Source organism: Klebsiella sp. BIGb0399, assembly GCF_003752615.1.
Classification (GTDB): Bacteria; Pseudomonadota; Gammaproteobacteria; order Enterobacterales; family Enterobacteriaceae; genus Klebsiella; species Klebsiella lignicola.
Map to the genome: position 1 here is coordinate 305,786 of NZ_RKHT01000006.1, position 26,965 is coordinate 332,750.

Below are 26,965 nucleotides of genomic sequence, written 5' to 3' on the forward strand. Positions count from 1 at the left end.
AAAATCAACTGAATTTAGCAGTAATCATAAACATGAACAAAAACAGGGCTCTCAGAGGTTGTCCCTCTGCTCCTGGCGTCGATCGGCATCAGAAAGCAACATGACGAAATGAATTTTTCATTTTATCTCAATGCACCGGCATATCACCGAACCCCAAGGATCAACTATGAACATCAAGAAAACGATTGTTGCCTCTTTGTTAATCTGTATGTTGCCCGCCGCCGTGATGGCCAAAGACCTTTCCGTAGGCGTCTCGATGGCGCTTTTCGATGATAACTTCCTGACTATTCTGCGTACCGCGATGCAGAAAGAGATGCAGAAAGAGGGCGTGAAATCGCAGGTTGAAGATGCCAAGGGCGATGTCGCGCAGCAGCTTCAGCAGGTGCAGAACTTCATTGGCCAGGGCGTTGACGCGATCATCGTCAACCCGGTCGATACCAACGCGGTGAAACCGATTATCGACCAGGCCACTAAAGCCGGTATTCCGCTGGTGTTCGTTAACCGTCGTCCACAGGTGCCGCTGACCGACAAAATGGCCTACGTCGGCTCCGATTCAGTGCTGGCCGGTCGTCTGCAGATGGAAGCGCTGGCGAAAGCGATGAACGGTAAAGGCAACGTGGCGATTCTGCTGGGAGACCTGGCTAACGAATCTACCCGCGACCGCACCAAAGGGGTGGAAGAGGTGGTCGCGAAATACCCGGATATTAAAATCGTCCAGAAACAGACCGCCAAGTTTATGCGCAACGATGCCGTGGACGTGGTGAGTAACTGGATGACCAGCGGGGAAGATATTCAGGCCATCGCCTCCAACAACGATGAGATGGCGATCGGTGCCCTGCAGGCGCTGGGCAGTAACCCGAACCACATCCTGATTGCCGGCGTCGACGGCACCCCAGACGCATTACAGATGCTGAAAAACGGCAAGATGATCGCCACTATTTTCCAGGACGCGAAAGGGCAGGGCGAAGGCGCGGTGGATGCGGCGGTGAAACTGGCCAACGGCGAGAAAGTCGAAAAAATCATCGATGTGCCTTACCAGCTGATTACCAAAGAGAATATGTCTGACTTCGTCAGCCGTAACCAAAAATAATCGGGCCGGGAACGGCGGTACGGAGGGTGAAGTATGAACGCTTTTGCACTTGAAGCCGAAGGTATCAGCAAGTTCTTTCCCGGCGTGAAGGCGCTCGACAATGTCTCATTACGCGTGCGCCCGGGAACGGTGCACGCGCTGATGGGGGAGAATGGCGCTGGAAAATCCACGTTGATGAAGTGCCTGATCGGGATCTACCGTCCCGATAAAGGCGCGATTCGGGTGAAAGGCGAGCCGGTGCAGTTCCAGGATACGATGGATGCGCTGCGCTCGGGGATCTCGATGATCCACCAGGAGCTGAATCTGGTGCCGCATATGACGGTGGCGGAAAATATCTGGCTGGGCCGGGAGCCGATGAAATACGGCTTTGTCGACCATCGCCAGCTGACCCGCCAGACCCAGGCGCTGCTCAACAAACTGAATATCCGCCTCTCCGCCGATGCGCTGGTGGGCGACCTGAGCATTGCCGCCCAGCAGATGGTGGAGATTGCCAAAGCGGTGTCGTGGAATGCCGATATCGTGATTATGGATGAACCGACATCGGCGCTTACCGAAGGGGAAGTGGCCCACCTGTTCACGATCATTCGTGATTTACGCGAGCAGGGCAAAGCCATTATCTACATCAGCCATAAGATGGACGAGATTTTCACCATCACCGATGAAATTAGCGTCTTTCGCGACGGCGCCTGGGTCAGCAGCAAACAGACGGCGGAATTTACCCGCCAGTCGTTAATTACCCAGATGGTGGGCCGCGAATTAACCCAGCTGTTCCCGAAATTCAACAACACCATTGGCGAGGATGTCCTGACGGTTCGGCATCTGTCGCGCAAAGGGTATTTTGATGACATTAACTTCAGCGTCCGGCGGGGGGAGATCCTCGGCGTGGCGGGGCTGGTCGGTGCCGGGCGCAGCGAGGTGATGGAAAGCCTGTTTGGCATGACCCACTTTGACAGCGGCGACGTGCTGATTGATGGCCTGCCGGTCACGATTAGCTCGCCTTCCGTGGCGATTGAAAAAGGGATGGCGCTGCTGACCGAAGACCGCAAAAAATCCGGGCTGTTCCTGGTGCTCTCGGTGATGGAGAACATGAGCATCGTCAATATGCCGGAATATGTTGGCAAGAGCGGGTTCGTCAAACATATGAAGATGGCGGAAGACTGCATGGAACAGATCCGCCGTCTGAATATTAAAACCCCGACTATGGATCAGATTATTAATAACCTCAGCGGCGGCAACCAGCAGAAGGTCCTGATTGCCCGCTGGCTGTTAGCGCAGCCGAAAATATTAATACTCGATGAACCGACCCGCGGCATTGACGTGGGGGCGAAAGCTGAAATTTATCATCTGATTAGCGAGCTGGCGAACCGCGGTGTCGCCGTCATTATGGTCTCTTCAGAACTCCCGGAAATTCTTGGCATGAGTGACCGCGTGATGGTCATGCACGAAGGGCGGATCACCGGCATCCTCAATAAAGACGAGGCCGATCAGGAAACCATTTTGTCGTTGGCATCCCATTGAGGCGTAGAGAATGAGCAATATGAAATTGACCGCAGCACCGGCAACTGAGCGTCCCTCTTTTCTGGGGAATTTGCGCCATAAACTGCCGAAAGATACCGGAATATTTATCGTCATGGTGGCGATTGCCCTGACCTTTGAAATCGCCGGCTGGTTTGTCCGGGACCAGTCCTTCCTGATGAACACCAACCGACTGATTCTGATTGTTCTGCAGGTGGCGATTATCGGGATTATCGCCGTCGGGGTGACGCAGGTCATCATTACCACCGGGATAGACCTTTCCTCCGGGTCGGTGATTGCCCTTGCGGCCGTGGTGGCGGCCAGCCTGGCGCAGACTTCGGATAGCCTGTCGCCGATGTTTCCCGCGCTGGTGAATCTGCCGGCGGTGATCCCGATTTGCGCCGGGATTGGCGTCGGGCTGCTGTGCGGGTTAACCAACGGTTTTCTGGTCACCCGCACCGGTATTCCGCCGTTTATTGCCACCCTCGGGATGATGGTTTCTGCACGTGGTCTGGCGCAGTACTACACCCAGGGAAACCCGATTAGCTTCCTGTCTGACAGCTTTACCTCGATTGGTCAGGGCGCGATGCCGGTGATTATCTTCTTCGTGATTGCCGCCCTGTTTCACATCGCGCTGAAGCACACCCGCTACGGTAAATATGTGTACGCCATCGGCGGCAACATGACCTCGGCAAAAGTGTCCGGCATCAACGTGAATAAGTATCTGGTGATCGTCTATACCATCGCCGGGGCGCTGTCCGGCCTTGCCGGGGTGGTGCTGGCGGCGCGCGTCAGCAGCGGCCAGTCGAGCATGGGCATGTCCTATGAGCTGGACGCCATTGCCGCGGCGGTGATCGGCGGCAGTAGCCTGATGGGCGGAGTCGGGCGAATTACCGGCACCCTGATTGGCGCGATGATCCTCGGCTTAATCAAAAGCGGCTTCACCTTTGTCGGCGTGGATGCTTACGTTCAGGATATTATCAAAGGGATTATTATCGTCGCCGCGGTGACGATCGATATGCGCCGTAACCGCAAGAAGCATTGATCGACCGGGCCGCAGAACCTGGCGTTATGCCGGGTTCTGCGGTTCAGGCGGTACTCAGGGGAGGCCGCAAATCCGGTCGCGGCCGCTGTTTTTGGCTTTATACAACTCGCTGTCGGCCTGCGACAGCAGCTCGGTCAGCGGGCACTGCCAGCCCCGGGAGACCCCGAAACTGGCGGTGACTTTAAAGGTGTGATTCCCGGTGGTATGGAACGTCAGCTTGCGGATTTCCTGCTGAATAGTGCTGGCGTAGCGGGCAACCTCATCCGCGGTTTTGGCTAACAGCAGCACCGCAAACTCTTCTCCCCCCAGACGGCCCACCACGTCCTCCGGGCGGCTGCACTTCTGCAAGGTATTGGCGAGAGCCACCAGCACTTCATCACCCATCGGGTGCCCCCAGTTATCGTTAATCGACTTAAAGCGGTCGACATCCAGCATGATTAACCACGCCGGAAGCGCCTTGCTGGACTGGCTGATGCGGGCATTGGCCTGGTTGGTAAAGGCCCGGCGATTATACAGGTGGGTCAGCGGGTCTTCTTCCGACTCGCGCTGATATTTACGGCTGAGCAGGGCATCTTCATGCAGTTTCTCCCCTAAAGTGCCCAGCGAGGAAAACAGTTCCTGCACCTCTTCGGCGGTGTCGTCATCGATCTGCACATGCAGCTGTTTACCCGCAATCAGCGCCGCGGCGATATCGTTTAAGCGCAGAATCGGTCGTAACACCCGGGAGCGAATGTAGAAAATCATCGCGATGGTCAGGGCATAGATCAACCCAAGCACCACCAGTCGTAACAGGAAACTCCGCAATGCCTGGTGCTCGGTAGCGGTGTAGTGATCTTTCACGCCGGTCATATAGGTATCGAGCAAATTATCGAAGGCGCTGAGGCTGGCGTGGTAGCGGGTGGCAAAACCTTCGGCATCCACGCTGTAGGGCATACCATTATCACTCTCAGTTTTTAGCTGATTAATTAAGGCAATACCCTCTTTTTCGAAGGCGCGGCGCGTGCTATCCAGCTTACTCTGGAAATGCGGCAGATAGGTGGATTCATCGCCCTGGGTTTGCAGGATCCACCAGGCGGTATTGATTCTCTCGATGCCACGGATCAGCGCTTCCCGGTTGGTCTGGGGGATTGGGGTGTCCGTGGCGAGCGGGATCAGCACCTGTGAACCGAGCCGGCCGGTGGCGTCCCGCAATTCCCCGAGCGCCTGGGCGCGCAGGATCGGGCCGAGGGCGCTGGGTTCCAGCAGCAGAAATTCAGAGGTCCGCTCAAACAACGCTTTATGGTAGAAGTCGGTGGCCACCACCATGTCGAGAATGGTGTGGTTGGCGGTATCCGGGTCGCTCAGTACCTGGGTACGGAAAGTACTGGCAAGACGACGGGAATGTTCCAGTTGCTGCACCATATCGGCCATCAGGGCCGGTGACAGCAGGTCTTTTGGGATCGTCTGCAGGTCGCGGTCGGTGATTTTTCGGTGTTCGATAAGCGCCTGCCAGCGTTGTTCTTTTTCTGCCGCCGGGCTAAGCACCAGCTCGTTGACAAAGGCACGCTCGCCGGCGAGGTCGTTGGAGACCTGCAGCACGCGGTAAAAAACGTCAAACTGAATGACGTTGTTATGGGCGCTTTTCCACATCGACCAGGAGCCGGAAAGTAGCCAGAAGGACGTTATGGTGGTTAAAAAAATGGTCGCCAGCGCGGAGCCCCAGATATAGCGCAGGACATTGGACGACGTTGTGGATTTCTTTTTTGTTTTCACACGAACCCGAAGCGTCAGCAGTAAAAAAGAACAAATTGAGCGCGGTTACACGAAATCACCACGGCGAGCGATGGCGCTATGAGCGCTCAGTGACTCTACTATATGTTATCTATTGCCTGATCTTAGCAGAAAATACAGAAATAAATGTGTTTTAGGTCATCGGGTTAAACAATATAACTTATTGTTTTGATTTGGTTATGCTTGATGTTGCCGATCCTTTAGCGCAGGGCCGAGCGTCGTGGTGCAACGGAGTGACGTCATGGCACCGCGTGGCGCCATGACGATAAAGAGACTGGATGGTGACTTTTATGACGCGGCGAGCACCAGGCTGTGCAGCAGCACGTTGGCCCCTTTCTCTGCCCAGCCGGGCTGAATGTTCTCCGCTTCGTTATGACTCACTCCCTTCTCGCAGGGGATAAAAATCATGCTGGCGGGCGCGACCTTGCTGATATAGCAGGTATCGTGACCGGCGCCGGAGACCATCGGTCTGGCGCTGTAGCCGAGTGCCGCGACCGCCTGTTCGCTACGGGCGAGACACCCGGCATCAAAGGCAATAGGGGCATAATCGAAAATCCGCTCGACGTTTGCTGTCACGCCACGCGCTGCCAGCGCTTCAGCGGCACGATGCAGCTCCCGCTCCATGGCTTCCAGCGCCGGGGTTTGCGGATGGCGAAACTCGACGCTGCATTCCACGCGCCCCGGCACCACGTTGCGCGATCCCGGTATCACCTGCGCCATGCCGATAGTCGCCCGCCCGTCGGGGTTGTGGGCGATGCCGATTTGCTCAACCGCCAGCGCCAGTTCGGCGAAGGCGGTCAGGGCATCGCGGCGGCTGCCCATCGGCGTGGTTCCGGCGTGGGCGGAAAAGCCGTCCAGCGAGACGTTGAACCAGCGTTGACCCATCGCCGCGTGGACGAGGCCGATATCAATGCCTTCCTGTTCCAGGATCGGCCCCTGTTCGATATGCACTTCGTAGCAGGCGTGCAGCGGGAAGGCGGCGGTAGGACGTTCGCCGCGATAGCCGATAGCCTCCAGCGCCGCGCCGACGCTGATGCCGTCGCGGTCTTCACGGGCCAGCGCGTAAGCTTCGCTGAACTGCCCGGCCCAGACCCCGGAGGCGAGCATCGCCGGTGCAAAGCGCGCCCCTTCCTCGTTGGTCCAGTTGACCAGCAGGATATCGCGTTCGGTTTCAACGCCGCGCTCGTTGAGCGTGCGCAGCGCCTCCAGCCCGGCCAGCACGCCGTAAATGCCGTCATAGCGGCCGCCGAGCGGTTGGGAATCGACATGCGAACCGGTCAATACCGGGGCCAGCTGCGGATTTTTACCGGCGCGGCGGATAAACATATTGCCCATGCTATCGACTTCGCAGGGAAAACCGGCCTCCCGCGCCCACTCGCGCAGCAGGTCGCGCGCCTGGCGATCCTCGTCGCTGAGGGTCAGCCGGGTCACGCCGCCGGCCGGGGTGGCGCCAATCCTCGCCATCTCGCTCAGCGTTGACCACAGGCGCTCGCCGTTGACGGTTATCATGGTTTGTCCTTTTTCACGCGATAGCGGAAGTCGCAGCACTTTCCGCCCTGCATAATGGTGGTGGTGCGGGTCAGCTCCACCTCCGGCGCGTAGCCGACGATAAATTTGTCATCGCGGGCGCAGGAGAGCAGGTGACCAATCTCTCCCAGCCCCATCTCGTGATACATCTCGGCGTAACGGCAGCGGTTAACGTTGTAGTTATACTGCTGGTCGTCGGCGTCCAGTACCTTGACCTCCAGGGCGTTGTCTTTCTCCCACAGATATTGCAGGGCGACAAAGCTCTGGATATTCGCGCCGTCAGGCTCCTGGCTGGCAAAGGTTTTTCCCGCCTCAATGGCGGCGTTTTCAATGGCTTCACCGATGACCGCCTGGGCGCGCGCTTTACCTATCTCGCGCACCAGGATGTCGTAAATCGGCTTGATTATTTCAGCTTCAATTTTGCGGCGGGCGAGAATGCCCAGCTCATTATTATCACTCATCACATTGCCTCACTGCGTTACTGCGTTTTTGCGCCACCGAGTACGGTTTGCGGCTGCCATTTACCGTCGACGACTTTGTAAACGGTAAAGCTTGGCGCTTTCAGGTTGCCCTCTTTATCAAAGGCGATTTGTCCGGTGACGCCGGAATAGCTAATGGCGCGCAGCGCCGGCAGGTAGTCGGCCGGGTCGACGGAGTCGGCTTTTTCCATGGCGGCGACCAGCACGCGGGTGGCGTCGTAGGCGAACGGCGCGTGCAGCTCGATATGGGTGTGATAGCGCGACTGGTAAGCCTGCTCAAAGGCTTTGCCGCCGGGCATCTGATCGACCGGCAATCCCGGCTCCAGCGCGACCACGCCGTCGCCTTCTTTCTGCGCCAGCTGGAGGAAGGTCTGGCTGACGAAACCGCCCGCGCCCATCAGGGTGGCGTTCATGCCCAGTTGTTTGATGCGGCGCGCCAGCGGAGCGGCCTGGCTATCGACGCCGCCGAAGAAAATCAGATCGGCGTTCTTGCTGCGGATCGCGGTCAGGACGGCGCTGAAGTCGATGGTTTTGTCATCGACATACTGACGGTCAACGATGTTGATACCCTGCGCTTCCAGCGACTTAATAAACTCATCCGCCAGCCCCTGACCGAAGGCGGTACGGTCATCGATAACCGCAATGCGCTTGGCCTTCAGGGTTTGTACCGCGTACTGTCCGGCAAACTGGCCGCCGTCATCGTCGTGGCCCATTACGCGGAAGCTGGTGTCGAAGCCCTGTTTGGTATAGGCGTGCCCGGTCGCAACCGGCGCCACCTGGGCAATCCCGGCATCATGATAGACGCGCGCGGCGGGAATACTGGTGCCGGTGTTCCAGTGACCGACCACGCCGGCGACGCCGCTGTCGACCAGGCGCTGGGCGACGGCAACGGCGGTACGCGGGTCGGACTGATCGTCTTCCGATTGCAGCTTGAAGGTTACCGCCTTGCCGCCGATGGTCGGGTGCTGTTTGTTGATATCGTCAATGGCGAGCTGCGCGCCGTTTTCCAGGTCCTTGCCGATACGCGCGGAAGGGCCGGTCAGCGGGCCTGCCAGGCCTATAATCACGGTTTCTTGCGCCTGCGCCCATACGGCGGATGAGGCAAAACCACTGAGCAGAATAGCGGCGCTGAGCGCACTGATTGTTGCTGTTTTCATTGTTTTTCCCTGAGGCTGGTTGGTGTGTTAAGCGGGCATTTCGCCCAAATAAATCTGTGCAATCCGGTCGTCGGCCAGCAGCGTCTGCGACGGACCGCGCTCGACGATGCTGCCGCTGTCCATAACCCAGGCGCTGTCGGTTGCCTCCAGCGCCAGACGGGCGTTCTGCTCAATCAGCAGCAGGGCCACGCCACGCTGGCGCAGGGTGGCAATCACCCGGAAAATGTTCTCTACCATCAACGGCGCCAGACCCATCGACGGTTCGTCGAGGATCAGCAGACGCGGCTGGCTGAGCAGGGCGCGGTTGAGCGCCAGCAGCTGTTGTTCACCGCCGGAAAGCAGTCCGGCCAGCTGATGCTGACGTTCGGCAAGGCGCGGAAAAGCGGCGAAAATATCGCTCATTTCCTGGCGGACCGCCGCGCTATCGCGACGTAGCCAGGCGCCCATTTGCAGGTTTTCCAGCACCGTCATACGGGCAAAGATGCCGCGACCTTCCGGCACCATCACCAGCCCTTCGCGCAGCAGGGCGTCGGCCCGGCGCTGGCGTATCGGCTTGCCATTAAACAGGATGTCGCCGCTAAAGGGTTCCAGCCCGGTAATGGCGCGAACGGTTGAGCTTTTGCCCGCGCCGTTGGCGCCAATAAGCGTGGTTTGCTCGCCTTCTTTAACGCTAAAGGAGACGTCGCGTACCGCCTGGATACCGCCGTAATGGACGGCAAGTTGGTTAACGGTTAATAAATCAGACATGGGCATTGCCTCCCAGCCAGGCGGCGATAACCGCCGGATCGCGGCGGACGGTATCCGGCGTGCCGCTGGTTAAGGTTTTGCCGTAATCCAGCACCATCAGGCGATCGCAGATCCCCATCACCAGCTTGACGTCATGCTCAATCATCAGCAGCGTTTTACCGTCGTTGCGAATCCGCAGCAGCAGTTCGCCAAGCGCCATCTTCTCGGCGGCGTTCATGCCGGCGGCGGGTTCATCCAGCGCCAGCAGGCGCGGTTCGGTAGCCAGCGCACGGGCAATTTCCAGCCGCCGCTGGTGGCCATAGGCAAGGTCGCAGGCGCGGTAGTGGGCGAACTGTGCGATGCCGGTATACTCCAGCCAGTGCCACGCCAGCTCGCGGGTCTGCGCCTCTTCGGCACGGGCGCGTTTATGGCGGGAGAGGGCGGCCCACAGACCATTGCGGGTACGCACGTGGCGGCCCACCATCACGTTTTCCAGCACCGACATCTCGTTGAACAGCCGCACATTCTGAAAGGTACGGGCGATCCCGGCGGCGGTGACCTTCTCGATATTTTTCGGCGAATAGGGCTCTCCGGCGATGGCAAACTCGCCGCTGTCCGCCGGGTACAGCCCGGTAATCAGGTTGAAGCAGGTGGTTTTGCCTGCGCCGTTGGGGCCAATCAGGCCGTAGATTTCGCCGTCATCGATCGTCAGCGACACGTTATCGACCGCCGTCAGGCCGCCGAAGCGCTTGAACATATGGCGCACGCTTAACAGGCTCATGCTTTGGCTCCTTGATGGCGCGCGGGCCAGATGCCCTGCGGGCGTAACAGCATCACCAGCACCAGCGCCAGGCCATAAAATAGCTGGCGCAGAATTTCCGGGTCGATCAGCACCTCGCCAAACAGCGCCTGCTGTAGCGGGGCGGCCTGGCTACGCAGCAGCTCCGGTAGCGCAGTGAGCAGCACCGCGCCGAGGATCACCCCCGGAATGTGGCCCATCCCGCCCAGCACCACCATCGCCAGCACCGCAATCGATTCCTGCAGGGTGAAGGATTCCGGCGAAACGAAGCCCTGAAATGCGCCGAACAACGCCCCGGCGACGCCGCCGAAGGAGGCGCCGATGGCGAAGGCCAGCAGCTTGTAGTTGCGCAGATTAATGCCCATCGCGCGGGCAACGTCTTCATCTTCACGAATGGCGTGCCAGGCACGGCCGATACGTGAGTGCTGCAGGCGCAGACAGACGAAAATAATCGCCACGATGACCAGCATCAGCAGGTAGTACCACAGCCACAGCGCCGGGACTTTAACGCCGAACCAGTGATAGACGCCGCTAAACTTCAGGCCGAACAGATTCAGCGTATCGACCCCGGAAATACCTTTGGCGCCGTTGGTGATGTTGACCGGGCGGTCGAGGTTGCGCATCAGAATGCGGATAATTTCGCCGAACCCGAGGGTGACGATCGCCAGGTAGTCGCCGCGCAGCTTCAGCGTTGGCGCGCCGAGCACGATACCGCAGCCCGCCGCCACCAGCGCGGCGAGCGGAATAATCACCAGCCACGAGGTGTGCAGGCCATCCGGGAACCACTGATTTAAGACCGGGAATACTTCCAGCAGATGCGGCGAGGCCAGCAGTGCTGCCAGATAGGCGCCGACGGCGTAAAAGGCGATAAAGCCCATATCCAGCAGGCCGGTGTAGCCGACCACGATGTTCAGCCCCAGCGCCAGCATGATGTACAGCAGGGCGAAGTCGATGACCCGCACCCAATAGTTACCGCCGAGCTGGCTGGCGACGATGGGGGCGACCAGCAGCGCGCAGATGAACAGGGTCATGCCGGACCAGAAGCGGCGGGAGACGAGAGGGGTATCGAGTTGTGCTGTTGTCATTGTTCTCTCCTAAGCCCGGTGCGCGACGCGTTCGCCGAGCAAACCGGCAGGGCGGAAGACCAGCACCAGAATCAGCACCATAAAGGCAAAGATATCCTGATAGTTGCTGCCGAAGACGCCGTTGGTCAGGTCGCCGAGATAACCGGCGCCCAGGGATTCGATCAGGCCCAGCAGCAGGCCGCCGACCATGGCTCCGCGAATGTTGCCGATGCCGCCGAGTACCGCGGCGGTAAACGCTTTAATGCCGGGCAGAAAGCCCATCGAGAAGCTGGCATTGCCGTAGTTGCTGGCCATCATCACCCCGGCCAGGGCCGCAAACGCGCCGCCAATGGCAAAGGTCAGGGCAATAATGGCGTTGGGGTTAACGCCCATCAGCGTGGCGATACGCGGGTTTTCCGCCACCGCGCGCATGCCGCGGCCCAGGCGGGTAAATTCCACCAGCAGCCACAGGCCGAGCATCACCGCCAGCGCCAGCGCGACGGTGACGATGCCGGTCACGGTGACGATCGCCGGCGGGTGTCCGGCGCTGCCGTGGGTCACGGCGATCGGGTCCATCGGCAGGATCTGCGGGAACATTAGCGGGTTACGGGACCAGACGATCATCGCCACGGTTTGCAGCAGCACCGAAACGCCGATCCCGGAGATCAGCGGCGCCAGGCGCGGCGCGTTGCGCAGGCGACGGTAGGCAAAGCGCTCCACCGCCATGGCCAGCAGGCCGCAGACGATCATTGCCAGCATCAACGCCAGCACCAGTTGCGCCAGCGGCGACAGACCGGGGAAATGGGCATTCAACGCATTCATCCCGGACAGCGTGGTCAACGCGCCGACCATCAGGATATCGCCGTGGGCGAAGTTAATAATCCGCAGAATGCCATACACCATGGTATAGCCAAGGGCGATCAGGGCGTAGATGCTGCCGAGCATGACCCCGTTTATAAGTTGTTGTATGAGAGTGTCCAACTGAATAACCCGACAATGTGCTCAAATTACGGCTACCATCTAATAAATGAATTAAATTGTAAAATACGGATATATTCTTTCTTATGAAGTTTGTGATTATTTGTATATTTATGATTTTTAATAATATTAAATGAGTGACAAAAACGTGGACTGCACTAAGAAAATCAACATATGAAAAAAACAGAATCATTGGCGGGGCCGGAACTCACCACCGAAAGCACGTTGACCAACGATCCGCCGCTGCGGGCGGTGCGCGCGTTTGAGGCTATCGCCCGTCTGGGCAGCGTGACGCAGGCCGCCCGGGAGCTGGCTATTTCACCCTCGGCGGTGAGCCATCAGCTGAAAGTGCTGGAGGAGTACCTGCAAATTTCGCTGACCGAAAGGCAGGGCCGGCGGCTGACCCTGAGCCAGCAGGGGCGGGAGTATTACCGCTCGATCCGCGCGGCGTTTAATGTGCTGCGCCAGGCCACCGAGCATCTGGTGGATCAGGTGCAAACTCAGCAGGTGACGATCAGCCTGATCCCGCTGTTCGGGATGGGCTGGTTTATTCCTCGCCTGCCGTCTTTTGTCCACGCCAACCCCCATACCGAAATCAACGTGGTCTATGCCAACCATCGTAACTATCTGAGCGATGCATCGGACATGTCGATTCGTTTTGGCGACGGGCAGTGGGCCGGATATCAGAGCGAAAAGTTGATATCCGGCAGAATGGTGCCGGTATGCAGCCGGGCGTTTATCCGCCTGCACGGGCATATCGATACGCCGGAACAGCTACTGCAGATGCCGTTGCTCCATGACGAGGAGCGCACGACGTGGAACCAGTGGTTTGTTCAGCAGGGGGTGAAACGCCCGCCGCGCTCGACGGGGCCGCTGTTTGAAGATGGCCTGCTGACCCTGGCGGGCGTTCAGGCGGGCCTCGGCTGCGCCCTGATGCGCGAACCGCTGATCGCGCCCTATCTGAACAGCGGCGAGCTGGTGAAAATCATCGACGCCACCATCGAGGATGGCCGGGATTACTACCTTTGCGTGCGCCAGGACAGCGATATGACGGCGAACGCGAAACTTTTGCAGAGCTGGTTACGCCACCAGGCTCTGGGTTGATATTGACTTAAGAATTTACTTAATCCAGTTCACACTTTTGTTCGGTCGCCATTGAAATCGGCAAAGGCCGCTTAGATAATCCGCCGAAATAACCCATTTTTATGATGGCGTGCTACTGCGAAAGCAGGCAAGACCAAAATAGGAATGCTCTCCCGTATATGGGGAGCGTCTCTGTTTTGGTCTTTTTTTTTGCCCCAACACCAGGGAACACTATGAACTATAACGAAACAGCAGAAAAAATCCTCCACGCGGTGGGCGGTGCGGAAAATATCCGTATGCTCACCCACTGCGCAACCCGGCTGCGCATGGAGTTCAACGACCGCGCGCAGGTCAACGATGCGCAGATTGGCACCATTCCCGGCGTCATCAGCGTGGTGGAGAAGGGCGGCCAGTTCCAGATTGTCATCGGCAATGAAGTGCAGCAGGTGTACCGCCTGCTCAATAAAGCGCTGCCGGAGAAGAAAAACCCGGCCGGCGGCGATAAAAACGCCAAACCGGCCGGTATCGTCGCGCGCATTATCAGCGTCATTTCCACCACCTTTACCCCGGTTATCCCGGCGATTACCGGCGCGGGGATGATCAAAGCGCTGCTGGCGATCCTCAAACTGACGGGAGCGATCAGCGAAACCAGCTCGACCTGGCAGTTGCTGAATATCATTGCCGACGCCGCCTTTTTCTTCCTGCCGGTGCTGCTGGCCTACGGGGCGTCGCTGAAGTTTGAATGCAACCCGATTCTGGCGATGACCCTCGCCGGCGTGCTGCTGCATCCGGGCATCGGCCAGATGCTGGCGGCCGGTAAAGCGGTCGATTTTGTCGGCATCAACGTGCTGCTTTCCGATTACGCCGGGTCGGTGCTGCCGATCATCCTGACGGTGTGGCTGATGTCGTGGGTGGAGCGCTTTGCCGAAAAAGTGTCGCCTTCGATTATCAAGTTTTTCATCAAGCCGATGCTGATCCTGTTGATCACCGCGCCGCTGGCGCTGGTGGTGGTGGGGCCGGCGGGCATTTTGCTTAACGATCTGGTGGCCGCCGGAGCAGGCGCTATCGACCGCCACGCCAGCTGGTTAATCCCGATGCTGATGGGCACCCTGCAACCCTTCCTGATTATTACCGGTACCGCCTGGGCGATGACGCCGATTGCCACCGGGCAGCTCAGTAAAAATGGCTTCGAAATGATTAACGGCCCGGGGATGCTGGCGTCGAACGTGGCGATGGGCGCGGCGACGCTGTGCGTGGCGCTGAAAACCAAAAATAGCAACCTGCGCCAGCTGGCCTCGTCATCTGGTTTTACCGCGCTGCTGGGGATCACCGAACCGGCGCTGTACGGGGTGCTGCTCAAGTTCCGCCGCGTGATGATTGCCGCGATGATTGGCGGCGGCTGCGCCGGGATGTACGCGGGCTTTAGCGGGCTGGTGCGCTACGCCTTTGTCTCGCCTGGCCTGGCGGCGCTGCCGGCGTTTATCGGTGAAAACCCGATGAACATCGTCCATGCGCTGGTAACCTGCGCGATCTCCATTGTGGTGACCTTTACCCTGACCTGGTTTATCGCCTTTAAAGATGCGTCCGAGGAGCAAGATGCGGCTGAGCCGACGCCGCCGCCTGTCATCAGCCCGAAAAACGATGGCGACATCGAGGTGCTCAGCCCGCTGCGTGGTCAGGTCGTGCCGTTAAGCGACGTGAATGATGACGTTTTTGCCAGCGGCTTGCTGGGGCAAGGGGTCGCGATTCGCCCGCAGGAGGGATGCCTGAAAGCGCCGTTTAACGGCAAGGTGATGATGTTCCTGCCGTCATGCCATGCGGTTGGTTTACAAAGCGAAAGTGGGCTTGAACTGCTGGTGCATATCGGGATTGATACCGTTAACCTCAACGGCCAGCACTTCAGCTCCTCGCTGAAAGTCGGGGATGTGGTGGAAGCCGGGCAGGAGCTGATCCGCTTTGATATCGCCGCCATCGAGCGTGCCGGATACGATGTGATTACCCCGGTGGTGGTGGTCAATGGCGACGAACATTGCCAGCTCAGTGTTACCGCCGCCACACAGGTGAATTATGGCGAGTCGCTGATGGTGCAATCCGCGAAGGAGGCTCAGGCATGATCTACCAACAGCAGGCCCGATTCCCGGACGATTTTTTGTGGGGAGCTTCGACCTCGGCCTATCAGGTCGAGGGGGCGTGGAACGAAGACGGTAAGGGACCGTCAGTTGTCGATATGCTCAGCCACCCGCCGGGCACGGCGGATTTTCGTGTCGCCAGCGACCACTACCATCGCGTGGAGGAGGATGTTGCTCTGATGGCGCAGATGGGGCTGAAGGCCTACCGCTTTTCGGTGGCCTGGTCGCGGGTGATCCCCGACGGCGACGGCCCGGTTAACCCCGCCGGGCTGGCATTTTACCACCGTCTGATCGACGCGCTGGTCCGCCACCAGATCACGCCGATCGTCACGTTGTACCACTTTGACCTGCCGTGGGCGCTGGAGCTCAAAGGGGGCTGGATGCGTCGCGAGACCGGCGAAGCATTTGTCCGCTATGCCCGGCTGCTGTTCAACGAGTTTGCCGATAAAGTACCGCTGTGGCTGACGATCAACGAACAGAACACCATGATCCTCCACCCAGGCGCAATTGGCGTACCTGCCGATCGGGCGCTGCCGGACAAAAAGGCGCTGTACCAGCATAACCACCATATGATGCTGGCTCAGGCGCAGATCTTTGCCCTGTGCCACCGTGAGTTTCCTGGGCTGCGCATCGGCCCGGCGATCAATACCACCTCGATGTACGCCGGCAGCTGTAAACCGGAAGATGCCATCGCCGCGCATAACTGGGAAACGCTGCGCTGCTGGAGCTTTCTCGATGTTGCGGTGCACGGGCGCTACAACGCCCTGGCGTGGGCCTATCTTGAGGATCGCGGCCTCGCGCCGGAAATGCTGCCGGAAGATGCTTTGATTTTACAGCAGGGGCGCCCTGATTTTATCGCCATCAACTACTACTCGACGGCCACTATCGTGGCCAGCCGGGGAGACGGCAATGATGTCGCGCCGCGCGCCGGCGATCAGCAAATTATGCTGGGGGAAACCGGGGTGTATCGTCCGGCGGAAAATCCGTGGGTCGATAAAACGCCCTACGGCTGGGTGGTGGACCCGGTCGGCCTGCGCCTGACGTTGCGCAAAGTGTGCGAGCGCTACGGCCTGCCGATTCTGATCAGCGAAAACGGTATGGGGGTGCCGGATAAGCTGGAGCACGACGGGACGGTGAATGATGATTACCGTATCGCTTTCCTTGCGGCGCATATCGAGCAAATGCGCCTGGCGATTGCCGACGGCGTCGAGCTGATGGGCTACTGCCCGTGGGCGGCAATTGACGTGGTCAGCACGCACCAGGGCTATGCCAAGCGCTACGGGTTTATTTATGTCGACCGCGGCGAGGAGTCGCTGAAGAGTCTGCAAAGGATCCGCAAGCTCAGCTTCTGGTGGTATAAGGATGTCATCAGGCAAAACGGCAACCACCACGAGTCTCAACCATGATTGTTCAGAAGGTGCTCAATAACAGCCTTGTGCTCTCTGCTGATGACGATAACCGGGAGGTTATCGTCATGGGGAAAGGCATTGGCTTTAACAGCCGACCGGGGGATGAGATAGCGGCGGAGAAGATCGAGAAGCTGTTCGTGACCCAGACGCTGGGCACGCGCAGCGGCTATCTGGAGGCGCTGTCGGCGATCCCGGATGAGGTGATCGAAATGGCGGCGATGATTCTCTCCCGTGCCAATATGCAGCTGGCCAGCAAGGTCCGCGAGCAGATTTTCTTTACCCTCGCCGACCACCTGACGTTTGCCATCGAGCGCAGCCGCAAAGGGATCGCCATTCAAAACCGCCTGCTGCCGGAAGTCCGGCGCTTTTACCCGCAGCAGTTCCGCATCGCCAGCGAGGCGGTGACGATTATTCGCCAGCAGTACGCCATTGAACTACCGGAAGAGGAAGCCGGCAATATCGCGTTTCATCTGGTCAACGGCCAGAGCGAGGGCGATGACGTGGCACAGACCATGCAGTCGGTGAAAATGCTGAAGGATATTTTTAATCTTGTGCAGTATCACTTTAAGCAGGAGATAGACACCGAATCGATTAACTACTCGCGCTTTCTGGTCCATATGCAGTTCTTCCTGCAGCGTTTACAGGAAGGGGAACTGGACGGCGCGCGGGACAGTTTCCTGCTGGTGCAGGTGATTAAGGAGTACCCGGAAGCCTACCGCTGCGCGCTGCTGATCCGCGATTACGTCAAGGCCCAGCTCGATATGACCCTCGGCGGGAACGAGCTGCTGTGGCTCACCGTCCACCTGGTGCGGATCACCGGCCTTGATGCATGAATTTGTTCTATTAATAGTGCGTATTATTAACTTTTGAGTCATTTATAGGACATCATTACATTGTGCCTGCTTCAGTCGGTTGAATTGTGATGTTCTATAAACAGGATATACTTGCAAGATATGCGCTATTAATAAGACAAGAGATTCACCATGGCAAAGCCTTCAGCTCGAACCTACTCCCGTTACAGTCGCGATGCTGCCCGACTGCTGGGTATGATGATCCGTACCGCACGCATCGAATCCAAACTCACCATTGAAGAGCTGGCGGAACGTGCCGGCGTATCGCGCGGGCTCGTCTATCGTGCTGAAGAAGGGGATATGGGATGTGCGATTGGTGCCGTGTTTGAACTGGCGACCATCGTGGGGGTGCCGCTGTTTACACCCGACAGATCGGCTATGTCATTGCATCTCGCAAACGCCGAGAAAACGCTGTCGCTGATGCCACGCGCAGTCCATCACTCAAGGAAAGAGATAAATGATGATTTCTGATAATCATATTGCACAGGTGTATGTCTGGATCTGGTTTCCCGGCGCCACGGAGCCGGTTGTCGCAGGCGTATTAAGCAGGGATAACCATCGTTTTATCTTCAACTACGGTCGCAGTTATCTGGAGCGAAAAGAGGCGATAGCGGTTTATGCGCCGGAACTTCCGCTGGTCAGAGGCGCTATTTTCCCTGCGCCAGGCTTACTGCAGGCGAGTGCGTTACGCGATGCTGCACCTGACGCCTGGGGGCGGAGAGTGATTCTGAACCGGCTGATGGGGGCACAAGGGAGAAATAGCGATCCCAACACGCTGGATGAAATGACCTACTTACTTGAGTCCGGCTCTGACCGGATTGGTGGCCTTGATTTCCAGCGTTCATCGACGGAGTACGTTCCACGTTCGCCGCGAGGGGCATCGCTTGAAGAACTTATGCAGGCCGCGTCGATGGTGGAAAACGGTATACCGTTAACCGTTGATCTTGAACAGGCGTTATTTCATGGTACTTCACTTGGTGGCGCGCGGCCAAAAGCGATGATTGAATTCGGGGAGCGTAAATTTATTGCCAAATTCTCTTCTTCGACGGACACCTATAACGTTGTTAAAGGTGAATATATCGCCATGCGCCTGGCTGCCAGCGTTGGTTTAAATGTTGCACCTGTTCTCTTTCGTCATACAGCCGGTAAAGATGTTCTGCTTATTGAGCGTTTCGATCGCCTGCGAAGCCAGACCGGATGGCAGCGTCGCCTGATGGTTTCTGCGCTGACCATTTTGGGCCTTGATGAGATGATGGCAAGGTATGCAAGCTACGAGGAGCTGACGGATATCATACGCCAGCGTTTTAGCGCACCTAAAGAAACGCTACGGGAACTGTTTGGTCGTCTCGTCTTCAACGTTATTTGCGGCAACACCGACGATCATGCCAGAAATCATGCGGCATTCTGGGATGGTAAAGCGCTTAGCCTGACGCCTGCATATGATATTTGTCCTCAAGGACGCGCAGGCAATGAAGCCACGCAGGCGATGCTGATCGTTGGTGAAAATCGGATGAGTAATCTTGCCGTATGCCTGTCGGCAGCTTCCCGATTTTTGCTGAGTGAACGTGAAGCCACTGAGCTTATTTCGCATTATCTCGAAACGGTCCGTATGAACTGGAAAGCCATTTGCGATGAGGTAGAACTAAGTGAAGTAGATAGAAAACTATTTTGGGGAAGGATGTTCCTCAATCCGTTCATTTTTGAAGGTGCGCCGGAAGTGATGATGGCACTACGCCAGTAGCGTACTCGACGCATTCGATGCCGCGTCAGTTTAACGCGGCAAAGTCAATTATCTGCTAAAGACTCATCTGACGTTTTTCAATGCCATCACTCACATCGCGCGGGTAAATCAACGATGGCGAATTTGCAGCGTCGCCGGCAGGTAGCGCTGTAGCGGCTCGGGCGTATTGCCCTCAATCAGCTGGCTTATCAGATCGTAGCAGTGCCAGGCCAACTGGCGGTTATCCTGCTGCACGGTGTCGATACGCAGCGACAGCGAATCGTACAGATAGTGGTCGTCGAAGCTCGCCAGATGGATCCCGGAATCCAGTAAATGGTGCTGACTCATATAGCGCAGCACCCCTTCCAGCAGGCCGCAGGCCGCAGTGAACAGTGCCTTTGGCGGTCGTCCAAGGCGCGCGCAGAGCGCGGCAAACATCTCGTAGCCGGAGCTGGGATGATAGTTGCCGTTAATCACCCACTCGGGGCGGAGCTCCACCCCGGCGTTCGCCAGCCCTTGGGTAAAACCGGCCAGACGATCGCGCGATGGCGACAGCCGCGGCTGCCCGCCGAGGAACCAGAATTCGTCGCGATGCTGCGGCGCAATGCGCGAAATCAGTTCCGCCGTCGGGCTGACGGAGTCGGTCATCACCAGCGGCAGCGTGCTCTCGCTGGGGCAGCGGTCAAACAGCACCACCGGCAGCTGCTCGCTGAGCTTGAGGTAATCGGCATCGTTGTGCATGCACGAGGCGACAATCAGCCCGTCAACCTGGCGGGCGATCATGTTATTGACCACCATGCTCTCCTGGGCCGGATTTTCATCGGTGCAGGAGATGAGCAACTGAACGCCGGCCTCGCGGCACAGCATTTCCAGTTCGTGGGAGAAAACGGCAAACCCGTAGTTAGTGATTTCAGGGACCACCAGGCCGATGGTATGGCTACGGTTATCCCGCAGCGAGCGGGCGTGAATACTGGGCTGGTAATGTTGTTCGCGGGCGATCGCCAGCACACGGTCGCGGGTTTCCTGCGCCACGCGGAGCTCTTTACCGCGACCGTTCAGCACCAGGCTGGCGGTCGCCTTTGAGACACCCGCCAGCTCGGCGATATCTTTAATAGTAACGCGTTTGGTTTTCATCACGACAGCATGCGCCTGAAAGTAAAACGCTTATACTACCATGCATGACCTCAGCGACCAGTAGCAGAATGTCGCCGGCGTCGCACCGCTGAACACCACTTCCCCTGGATAGCGCGGGAAGAAGCGGCTGCTCATCACTCCCGCACCGTCATTAATAAAGATTTCCACGCTTGAACGGTCGATGAAAATCCGCAACGTCTGAATATCGCCGCGCCAGTAGCGATAGAGCATCTCGTCGCTGACGAGGCTGCGTCGCGCGAGACGAATGCCGTGGGCATCGCGCTCCAGCGTTAACGCGCCGCCGAAATCGATGCTGAACGCCGCGTCGCCGGCGGTTGCCAGTTCGATTTCCATCGGTTCCAGCGGCAGAGGCTGCGGCTGCCAGCCGTGGGCGTCGCCGCGCAGGGCGGTCAGCTCGCGCAGCGGGCGTTGATACAGCGTGCCGTTGTGCCACTCCAGCTCGCGCAGGCAGGTCATCTGATGGATCCAGCCGTTAGCCAGCGTTGGCTGGTGCATCTCTTCGCCATCCGGCACCCCCATCCAGCCGACCAGCACCCGACGGCCATCGGGGGTCTGCATGGTTTGCGGGGCATAAAACTCGAACCCGGCATCCAGCTCGTGCAGCTCACCGTGGCTGAAGCGGGCGCTGGCGTAATCGACATCGCCGGCCATCCACACCGCCGGGTAGCTATTGAGAAAACGTTCCGCCTCGCGGGTGACGCCCTGCGGGCAGCAAATCAGGATCTGCTGGTCGCCGAGGGGAAACAGGTCCGGGCATTCCCACATATAGCCCGCGTCGGTGAGGTGGTTGATCCCGTAGCCCGCGATTTCGCCTTCGTGAGTCCACTGGTGCAGGTCGGGGGAGCTGAACAGCAGCACTTTGCCGTGCTTTTGCCGATCCTGAGCACCCAGCACCATGTACCAGCGGCCCTCGTGCTGCCACACTTTCGGGTCGCGCACGTGCCCGGTGTAGCCCTCCGGCAGCGGCAGCACCGGGCCGAGTTTGCTGAAGGTGCCGTCGGCATTTTCCGTCGCCAGGCACTGCCAGGCGGTCCGGCTGCCGTCGCTGAATTTAACGTTGCCGGTGTAGCACAGGGTCAGCGTCCCGTTGTTATCCACCGCGCTGCCGGAATAGCAGCCGTTACGGTCATACTCTTCGTCGGGCATCAGGGCGATCGGTTCATGCTGCCACTGCAGCAGGTCGGCGGAGCTCCAGTGCGCCCAGCACTTAAAGGTATGGTCGCAGGCGAGGGGGTTCCACTGATAAAACAGGTGGTAGCGACCGTTGAAGGTCACAAAACCGTTGGGATCGTTCATCAGCCCGGTCACCGGCGCATGGTGCCAGCGAGGATAGTGCTCGTCGGCCAGCGCACGCGGCTGGCCTTGCATAACGGCCTGCAAAATCGCAGGCAGCCGTGAGGGAAGTGACATTATTCAGCGTCCGTTTTGTATTTCAGCAGCAGAGAGACGGTAAAGGCAACGCCGAAGGCGATAACCATCCCAATAATGTAGTTCAGCAGCGAACTGGCCTGCACGATCGCCATGCCGGGGATCGCCGTCAGGCCCACCGCCGTCATATAGACATGCATGGATACCACCCAAGCACCGCCCGCCGCGCCGCCGATTAACGCGGCGATAAACGGCTTCACAAAGCGCAGGTTAATCCCGAAAATCGCCGCCTCGGTGATCCCCAGCATCGCAGAAAATGCCGACGGCAGGGTAATGGCTTTGATTTTGGCATCTTTGGTTTTAAACCACACCGCCAGGCAGGCGCCACCCTGAGCGACGTTAGCCATGGCCCAAATCGGCAGCAGGAAGTTCACGCCGATGGCGGGATTGCCCAGCAGCCCGGCCTCGATGGCGTGGAAGCTGTGGTGGATCCCGGTAATAACGATAACCGAATAGAGACCGCCAAACAGCAGCCCTGCCAGCCAGCCGGCATGGGTAATCAACGTGCTGAGAATAAACGAAATGCCGTCACCCAGCGCGCGTCCGGCCGGGCCGATAATCAGCAGGGCGATAAAGCCTGAAATGATCACCGTCAGGAATGGCGTGAGGATGAGATCCAGCGCGTCAGGGATCACCCGGCGCAGCTGCTTCTCGACGATGCTCATAAACCACACCGCCAGCAGCACCGGGAACACCGTCCCCTGGTAGCCGATCATCGCCACTTCCAGACCAAAAAAGTTCATGCTGTGGAAACCCGCCGCAACGCCCCAGGCGTTGGTCAGCGCCGGGTGGGTCAGAATGCCGCCGAGCGTCGCCCCCAGATAGGGGTTACCGCCAAACTCGCGGGCGGCGGTAAAGCCAATCAATATTGGCAGAATAATAAACGCCGCCGAGCTGCACATATCGAGAATAATGTAGATCGCGTTGCTCGGGTCGACCCAGCCGTAGGTTTTGACCATCCCCAGCAGGCCCATCAGCAGGCCGGAGGCGACGATCGCCGGAATGATCGGCACGAAGATATTCGACAGCAGGCGGGCGATGCGCTGGAACGGATTCAGTTTTTTCGCCGCCATGTCGGCGGCTTCCGATTTGCTGGATTCGCCAACCCCAGCCACCTGGATAAAGGCGGCGTAGACTTTATTCACCACCCCGGTGCCGAAAATAATCTGCATCTGTCCGGCGTTACGGAAACAGCCTTTTACCCCTTCGATTTTACCGATGGCCTGCTGATCGGCGAGCGAGTCATCGACCAGCACCAGACGCAGGCGCGTGGCGCAGTGCGCGGCGCTGGCGATATTTTCCTTGCCTCCCAACAGGGGAAGCAGCGAGCGGGAAATGTGTTCAAAATCCATAGTACCCTCTGAATGTATTAGCTATTGTTTCCGTATTCACGGGGGCGCAGTGTCTGCGTCATTATTGTTCCGGGGCGGCGCATGGTGCTCGCTGCCCCGGCTTGCTCTGGTGTCAGGCGTGGTTTATCAGAACCAGGTTTCCATCTGCATACCGAACGACCATTCGCCGCCGGATTTAAAGCCGCTGCTGCCCAGCGAGTCGTCGCTGGCGTAATTATCCAGTTTTTTGCTCCAGTCCATCCACGAGGTGTAGAAACGGATCTCCGGGCGGGTGAAGAAGTCACCGATGTTACCGACCTTGAAGGTCGGGGCGAAGGTGAGTTTATAGAAGCTGCCGTTCACCGCATTACGGTCGTTATAGCCTTCCGGTTTGAGATCCATGTACTGATAGGTGCCTTCGTAAGCGAGGGCGAAGTTCGGGTTGATCTCCTGAATCAGGCGCATGTTGACGGTGGCCCACTGGTAGCTGTCGCCATCGACATAGCGATCCTTACTGCTCTGGGCGAGGATTGCCGGAGCGATAGCCCAGTTTTTGCTGATCGGCGTGGTGCCGTAGCTGGCGAAGCGCCAGGTATTGGCTCCCGGACGCAGGGCGCCGTCGGAACCGATGCTTTTGACCTCAGCCCCCAACCCATGCCCGTAGAGCAGGGCGGTTTTGCTGGTCCCGTCACGCAGGCCGTAGAAACTGTCGTTGTGCAAACCGAGCACCGCATGCACCCCGGTATTTGCCGCGTCCCCTTTCACCAGATTGCCGTTGGTATCTTTGCGATCGTCATTGTCTTTCGCCCGCAAGCCGCTGACCATCATCTGCACCGGCCCGGCGAAGTTGTTCATGGTGACGATGTAGTTCTGGACGCTGTTGCTGGCCTCATCGATATCGCCGAAGTTGCGCCCGTACAGCGAGAGGTTGCTGCGCAGGCTGTCGTTCCACTTCACGTCATAAATCCCGCCGCCGGTCCCGGCGAGGAAGACCACGTCGGAATCGATCCAGTGAATATCGAAGTTGTCGCGGTCGAAGCGTTTCCCGGCCCACAGGGTGGATCCTTTGAACGGGCCTTCGAAGGTGGGCAGGTTGCCCAGCTCGACAAACGCCTGGCGAACGTTGAGATCGCTGGTGCTGGCGGTCCAGTCGTTGTAGGTGGTTTGTCCGTCGGCCACCATCACTTTGAAGCGGGTCGTCGCGCCGTTCTCCAGAGTCTGTTTATGCTCGAGATTCATTTCAACGTAGGTGTCGGCCTGGTTGCCCAAACGGCCGATGGCCCCGCCGGTTTCCCCAGCCGGCGTCATGTAGGCCCCGGACTGGGTGCTGGCGCCGGAGTCGTTCATGATCACCCCGGAACGGGCATAGCCATGGAACTCAAAGCCGCTGGTCTCGGCGGATTTTTTCTCCAGCTTCGCGGTGCGCTGTGCGACCTCCTGGGTGGTGTCCTGGGTTTGTTGCTGTTGCGTGGTCAACTGCTGGACTTTTTTCTCTGCCGACTCGGCGCGGTTTTCCGCCGTTTGTGCGCGGTTTTCTGCATCCTGCAACCGTTTTTCCAGCGCGATTAAACGCGCTTCGATGCTGCTGAGATCGGTCTGCGCATGGGCTGAGCCGGCGCCGGTTAGCAAAGCGATAAGAACTGCGAGTGTGCTTTTTCTGAACATTCTGGTCGCATCCCAAAAGTGAAAATGAAGATTATGTGTTTTTGCTAAACCGGTTTAGGCGCTATGTTAAACGCGATAATTGCGCGCTGTGAATATAATTTGCTAAACCGGTTTAATAATTGTGATGGATGCAACAAAGTGGGCCGCGATGGGCGGCCCGGGGGGATCAAAACTGGCGCTGAAGATCGTGCTGATAAGGCAGGGCGGTCATTGCCCCTTTGGCGGTGGTGGCGAGCGCCCCGCAGGTCTGCGCGAGGGCGATGGTGGGTTCCAGCGCCTCCAGCGTCTGCGGCATCCCATTGGCGGCAAGGCTGGCGAGCAGCCCGGCGACAAACGCATCTCCTGCTCCGGTGGTATCGACGCTGACCACCGGCTTAGCGCTGAAGTGCACCAGCTTCTGCTGGAACACCGCCAGCACGCCGGCTTTTCCCTGGGTGACCAGTAGCAAATCGGGTTGGTAGCGCTGGCTCAGAATCGCGACGCCCTGGGCTAAATCAGGGCTGCCGCTGATCAATTCCAGCTCCTCTTCGGAGAGCTTCACCACATTCGCCAGGCCCAGGGCGCGGTCGAGACAGGCGTGCAGCTGCGCCGGGTCCTGCCACAGGTCCGGGCGGATATTGGGGTCAAAACTGACCCGTCCGCCGGCCTGTTTGATCTGCGCCATCGCCGCGAAGGTGGTGCTGCGGCTGGGTTCGGCACTGAGGGCGATAGAGCAGACGTGCAGCCACTCGTTGGCGGCAAAGGTCGGCAGGTCGTCCGGCTGCAGGAACAGGTCGGCGCTGGGGCGGACCATAAAGGTGAAGCTTCGCTCGCCGCGGGGGTCAAGCTCGACCACCACGGTGGAGGTGCGGTGGTGCTCGTCGAGTCGCATATGGCTGACGTTGACCTGCTCCTGCTGCAGGGTTTGACGCATAAAGCGGCCAAAAGGGTCGTTGCCGACGCGGCCGATAAACCCGCTGTGGCCGCCGAGGCGGGCGATCCCCACCGCCACGTTGGCAGGTGCGCCGCCGGGACATTGCAGCAGGCGACCTTCCGATTCCGGCAGCAGATCCACCACGGCGTCGCCCAGTACCCATACGTTCGTTTTCATATTCATTCCACCTTCTTGCTAAACTTAATTAAAACGGTTTAGCTAATTAAAGCATAGCCCGCCAGCGATCGGAATCCCGGGGCTGATAAAGTGCGAGGCAGGGCAAGAAACGAGCCTCTGGAGGCGATAAAACAAGACGATAGCGGCAGAACTCCAGCTGTGGACTTTTACTGCCTGAGGTTCTTCTGTATATTTTCTACAGCAATGATTTGCCCGCTGCCGGTTGGTAAAGGAGAGCGCACGAAAAGATGACGAGTCGTTTTGGCAATATCCACTCTTTTTACCAGACGCTGGAACTCACGACCCACTTGCCTGAGGTTATCGCCTGTGGTGAGTCTGTGGAACTGGCCGCCGGAGACCGTTTCCAGCCCGCAGAGGGGTTTATCTACTTTGTGCTGGAAGGGAAAATGACCCTCGCCGTTGACGATGAGCAAAACCTGTTGGGGATTGTTATCGAAAATATGCCGCTGGGGTTACTGGAGTACTATTGTCCGTCGGTCAAATTAGTCTATCAGTGCCTGGAAAAATGCCGGTTTACTCAAGTGGCGGTCAGCGACTTTGAACGTATTTTCTTCCACTCGTCACCGCAGTATATGAAAGAGCTGGCGCAGATTCTGGTTTACATGAGCGTCTTCACCCTGGATGCCAGCAACGAAAGGGGCAATCTGTCTGGGTTTCAGACCATCAAATCGATGTTGTCACGCTATTTGTACCGCAGCGAAATTGATACCGGAAAGCGTGAAAGCTTGTCCGCGTTTATTATTAAACGAACGAACCTTTCAAGAAGCTATGTCTATCAGGTGCTGGCGGCGTTGAAAGCGGGGGGATATATTACGGTGAAAAAAGGGCAGCTTATTTCCATTGACCGGAAAATCCCTGAAAAATTCTGATTAATAACTGAGCGGGAAATAACAATTAATTATTTCCTGGTATCACTACGCCTTAATTCAGTTT

General features: G+C 58.2%; 23 protein-coding genes. 10 read left to right on the forward strand and 13 right to left on the reverse strand.

Annotated features, from left to right (window positions below; all coding sequences use genetic code 11):
- Positions 1-166: 166 nt before the first annotated feature.
- The 3 genes from EDF82_RS12100 to EDF82_RS12110 are packed head-to-tail and all read left to right on the forward strand — an operon-like array spanning position 167 to position 3,650.
- Positions 167-1,090 carry a sugar ABC transporter substrate-binding protein gene (locus EDF82_RS12100; RefSeq protein WP_123755794.1) on the forward strand — a complete coding sequence of 308 codons (924 nt, stop codon included), beginning with the start codon at positions 167-169 and terminating at the stop codon, positions 1,088-1,090.
- 33 nt (positions 1,091-1,123) lie between these two features.
- Positions 1,124-2,608, forward strand: coding sequence for a sugar ABC transporter ATP-binding protein (locus EDF82_RS12105; RefSeq protein ID WP_123755795.1), 1,485 nt, complete (start codon positions 1,124-1,126; stop codon positions 2,606-2,608).
- A 19-nt stretch (positions 2,609-2,627) separates the two neighbouring features.
- The gene (locus tag EDF82_RS12110; RefSeq protein WP_187043053.1) at positions 2,628-3,650 is read left to right on the forward strand and encodes an ABC transporter permease; all 1,023 of its coding nucleotides are present in this window, start codon (positions 2,628-2,630) and stop codon (positions 3,648-3,650) included.
- A gap of 54 nt (positions 3,651-3,704) precedes the next feature.
- Here the strand turns inward: EDF82_RS12110 and EDF82_RS12115 are convergent, their stop codons facing one another.
- From EDF82_RS12115 to EDF82_RS12150, 8 genes are all read right to left on the reverse strand, one after another.
- The gene (locus tag EDF82_RS12115; RefSeq protein WP_123755797.1) at positions 3,705-5,402 is read right to left on the reverse strand and encodes a diguanylate cyclase; all 1,698 of its coding nucleotides are present in this window, start codon (positions 5,400-5,402) and stop codon (positions 3,705-3,707) included.
- 306 nt (positions 5,403-5,708) lie between these two features.
- Entirely contained in the window at positions 5,709-6,929 is a 1,221-nt protein-coding gene (locus EDF82_RS12120) for a Zn-dependent hydrolase (RefSeq protein ID WP_123755798.1), read from the reverse strand.
- Complete coding sequence (locus EDF82_RS12125) at positions 6,926-7,408, reverse strand: L-2-amino-thiazoline-4-carboxylic acid hydrolase (protein WP_123755799.1); 483 nt, start codon at positions 7,406-7,408, stop codon at positions 6,926-6,928. Before EDF82_RS12125 ends, EDF82_RS12120 begins: the two co-directional genes overlap by 4 nt.
- 17 nt (positions 7,409-7,425) lie before the next feature.
- Positions 7,426-8,583: a branched-chain amino acid ABC transporter substrate-binding protein gene (locus EDF82_RS12130; RefSeq protein WP_123755800.1), complete on the reverse strand. Its 1,158-nt coding sequence runs from the start codon at positions 8,581-8,583 to the stop codon at positions 7,426-7,428.
- Between the two features lie 27 nt (positions 8,584-8,610).
- The gene (locus EDF82_RS12135) at positions 8,611-9,330 is read right to left on the reverse strand and encodes an ABC transporter ATP-binding protein (protein ID WP_123755801.1); all 720 of its coding nucleotides are present in this window, start codon (positions 9,328-9,330) and stop codon (positions 8,611-8,613) included.
- A complete protein-coding gene (locus tag EDF82_RS12140) occupies positions 9,323-10,090 on the reverse strand; it encodes an ABC transporter ATP-binding protein (RefSeq protein ID WP_123755802.1) in 768 nt (255 codons plus the stop codon). Before EDF82_RS12140 ends, EDF82_RS12135 begins: the two co-directional genes overlap by 8 nt.
- Positions 10,087-11,193, reverse strand: a complete 1,107-nt coding sequence (locus EDF82_RS12145; protein WP_123755803.1) for a branched-chain amino acid ABC transporter permease — start codon at positions 11,191-11,193, stop codon at positions 10,087-10,089. The genes EDF82_RS12140 and EDF82_RS12145 overlap by 4 nt, the downstream gene beginning before the upstream one ends.
- Positions 11,194-11,202: 9 nt before the next feature.
- Entirely contained in the window at positions 11,203-12,153 is a 951-nt protein-coding gene (locus EDF82_RS12150) for a branched-chain amino acid ABC transporter permease (RefSeq protein WP_123755804.1), read from the reverse strand.
- 171 nt (positions 12,154-12,324) lie between these two features.
- On the opposite strand from EDF82_RS12150, the gene EDF82_RS12155 reads away from it, so the two are divergent.
- From EDF82_RS12155 to EDF82_RS12180, 6 genes are all read left to right on the forward strand, one after another.
- Positions 12,325-13,254 carry a LysR substrate-binding domain-containing protein gene (locus EDF82_RS12155; protein ID WP_123755805.1) on the forward strand — a complete coding sequence of 310 codons (930 nt, stop codon included), beginning with the start codon at positions 12,325-12,327 and terminating at the stop codon, positions 13,252-13,254.
- A gap of 212 nt (positions 13,255-13,466) precedes the next feature.
- A complete protein-coding gene (locus tag EDF82_RS12160; protein WP_123755806.1) occupies positions 13,467-15,347 on the forward strand; it encodes a beta-glucoside-specific PTS transporter subunit IIABC in 1,881 nt (626 codons plus the stop codon).
- The gene (locus EDF82_RS12165) at positions 15,344-16,768 is read left to right on the forward strand and encodes a glycoside hydrolase family 1 protein (protein ID WP_123755807.1); all 1,425 of its coding nucleotides are present in this window, start codon (positions 15,344-15,346) and stop codon (positions 16,766-16,768) included. Before EDF82_RS12160 ends, EDF82_RS12165 begins: the two co-directional genes overlap by 4 nt.
- Positions 16,765-17,604, forward strand: a complete 840-nt coding sequence (gene licT / locus EDF82_RS12170) for a BglG family transcription antiterminator LicT (RefSeq protein WP_123755808.1) — start codon at positions 16,765-16,767, stop codon at positions 17,602-17,604. The genes EDF82_RS12165 and licT overlap by 4 nt, the downstream gene beginning before the upstream one ends.
- Before the next feature lie 150 nt (positions 17,605-17,754).
- On the forward strand, positions 17,755-18,093 hold the full coding sequence (locus tag EDF82_RS12175; RefSeq protein ID WP_123755809.1) for a helix-turn-helix domain-containing protein: 339 nt from the start codon (positions 17,755-17,757) through the stop codon (positions 18,091-18,093).
- The gene (locus tag EDF82_RS12180) at positions 18,083-19,363 is read left to right on the forward strand and encodes a type II toxin-antitoxin system HipA family toxin (protein WP_187043052.1); all 1,281 of its coding nucleotides are present in this window, start codon (positions 18,083-18,085) and stop codon (positions 19,361-19,363) included. The genes EDF82_RS12175 and EDF82_RS12180 overlap by 11 nt, the downstream gene beginning before the upstream one ends.
- Before the next feature lie 108 nt (positions 19,364-19,471).
- Here the strand turns inward: EDF82_RS12180 and EDF82_RS12185 are convergent, their stop codons facing one another.
- From EDF82_RS12185 to EDF82_RS12205, 5 genes are all read right to left on the reverse strand, one after another.
- Positions 19,472-20,476 carry a LacI family DNA-binding transcriptional regulator gene (locus EDF82_RS12185; protein ID WP_123755811.1) on the reverse strand — a complete coding sequence of 335 codons (1,005 nt, stop codon included), beginning with the start codon at positions 20,474-20,476 and terminating at the stop codon, positions 19,472-19,474.
- Positions 20,477-20,506: 30 nt separating this feature from the next.
- The gene (locus EDF82_RS12190) at positions 20,507-21,907 is read right to left on the reverse strand and encodes a sucrose-6-phosphate hydrolase (RefSeq protein WP_123755812.1); all 1,401 of its coding nucleotides are present in this window, start codon (positions 21,905-21,907) and stop codon (positions 20,507-20,509) included.
- Positions 21,907-23,277: a sucrose-specific PTS transporter subunit IIBC gene (locus tag EDF82_RS12195; protein WP_123755813.1), complete on the reverse strand. Its 1,371-nt coding sequence runs from the start codon at positions 23,275-23,277 to the stop codon at positions 21,907-21,909. Before EDF82_RS12195 ends, EDF82_RS12190 begins: the two co-directional genes overlap by 1 nt.
- Before the next feature lie 126 nt (positions 23,278-23,403).
- Positions 23,404-24,921 carry a carbohydrate porin gene (locus tag EDF82_RS12200; protein WP_123755814.1) on the reverse strand — a complete coding sequence of 506 codons (1,518 nt, stop codon included), beginning with the start codon at positions 24,919-24,921 and terminating at the stop codon, positions 23,404-23,406.
- A 166-nt stretch (positions 24,922-25,087) separates the two neighbouring features.
- Complete coding sequence (locus EDF82_RS12205; RefSeq protein WP_123756223.1) at positions 25,088-26,011, reverse strand: aminoimidazole riboside kinase; 924 nt, start codon at positions 26,009-26,011, stop codon at positions 25,088-25,090.
- A gap of 248 nt (positions 26,012-26,259) precedes the next feature.
- Here EDF82_RS12205 and EDF82_RS12210 point away from each other — a divergent pair, with 248 nt between their 5' ends.
- Positions 26,260-26,901 carry a helix-turn-helix domain-containing protein gene (locus EDF82_RS12210; RefSeq protein WP_123755815.1) on the forward strand — a complete coding sequence of 214 codons (642 nt, stop codon included), beginning with the start codon at positions 26,260-26,262 and terminating at the stop codon, positions 26,899-26,901.
- The last annotated feature ends 64 nt before the right edge of the window (positions 26,902-26,965 follow it).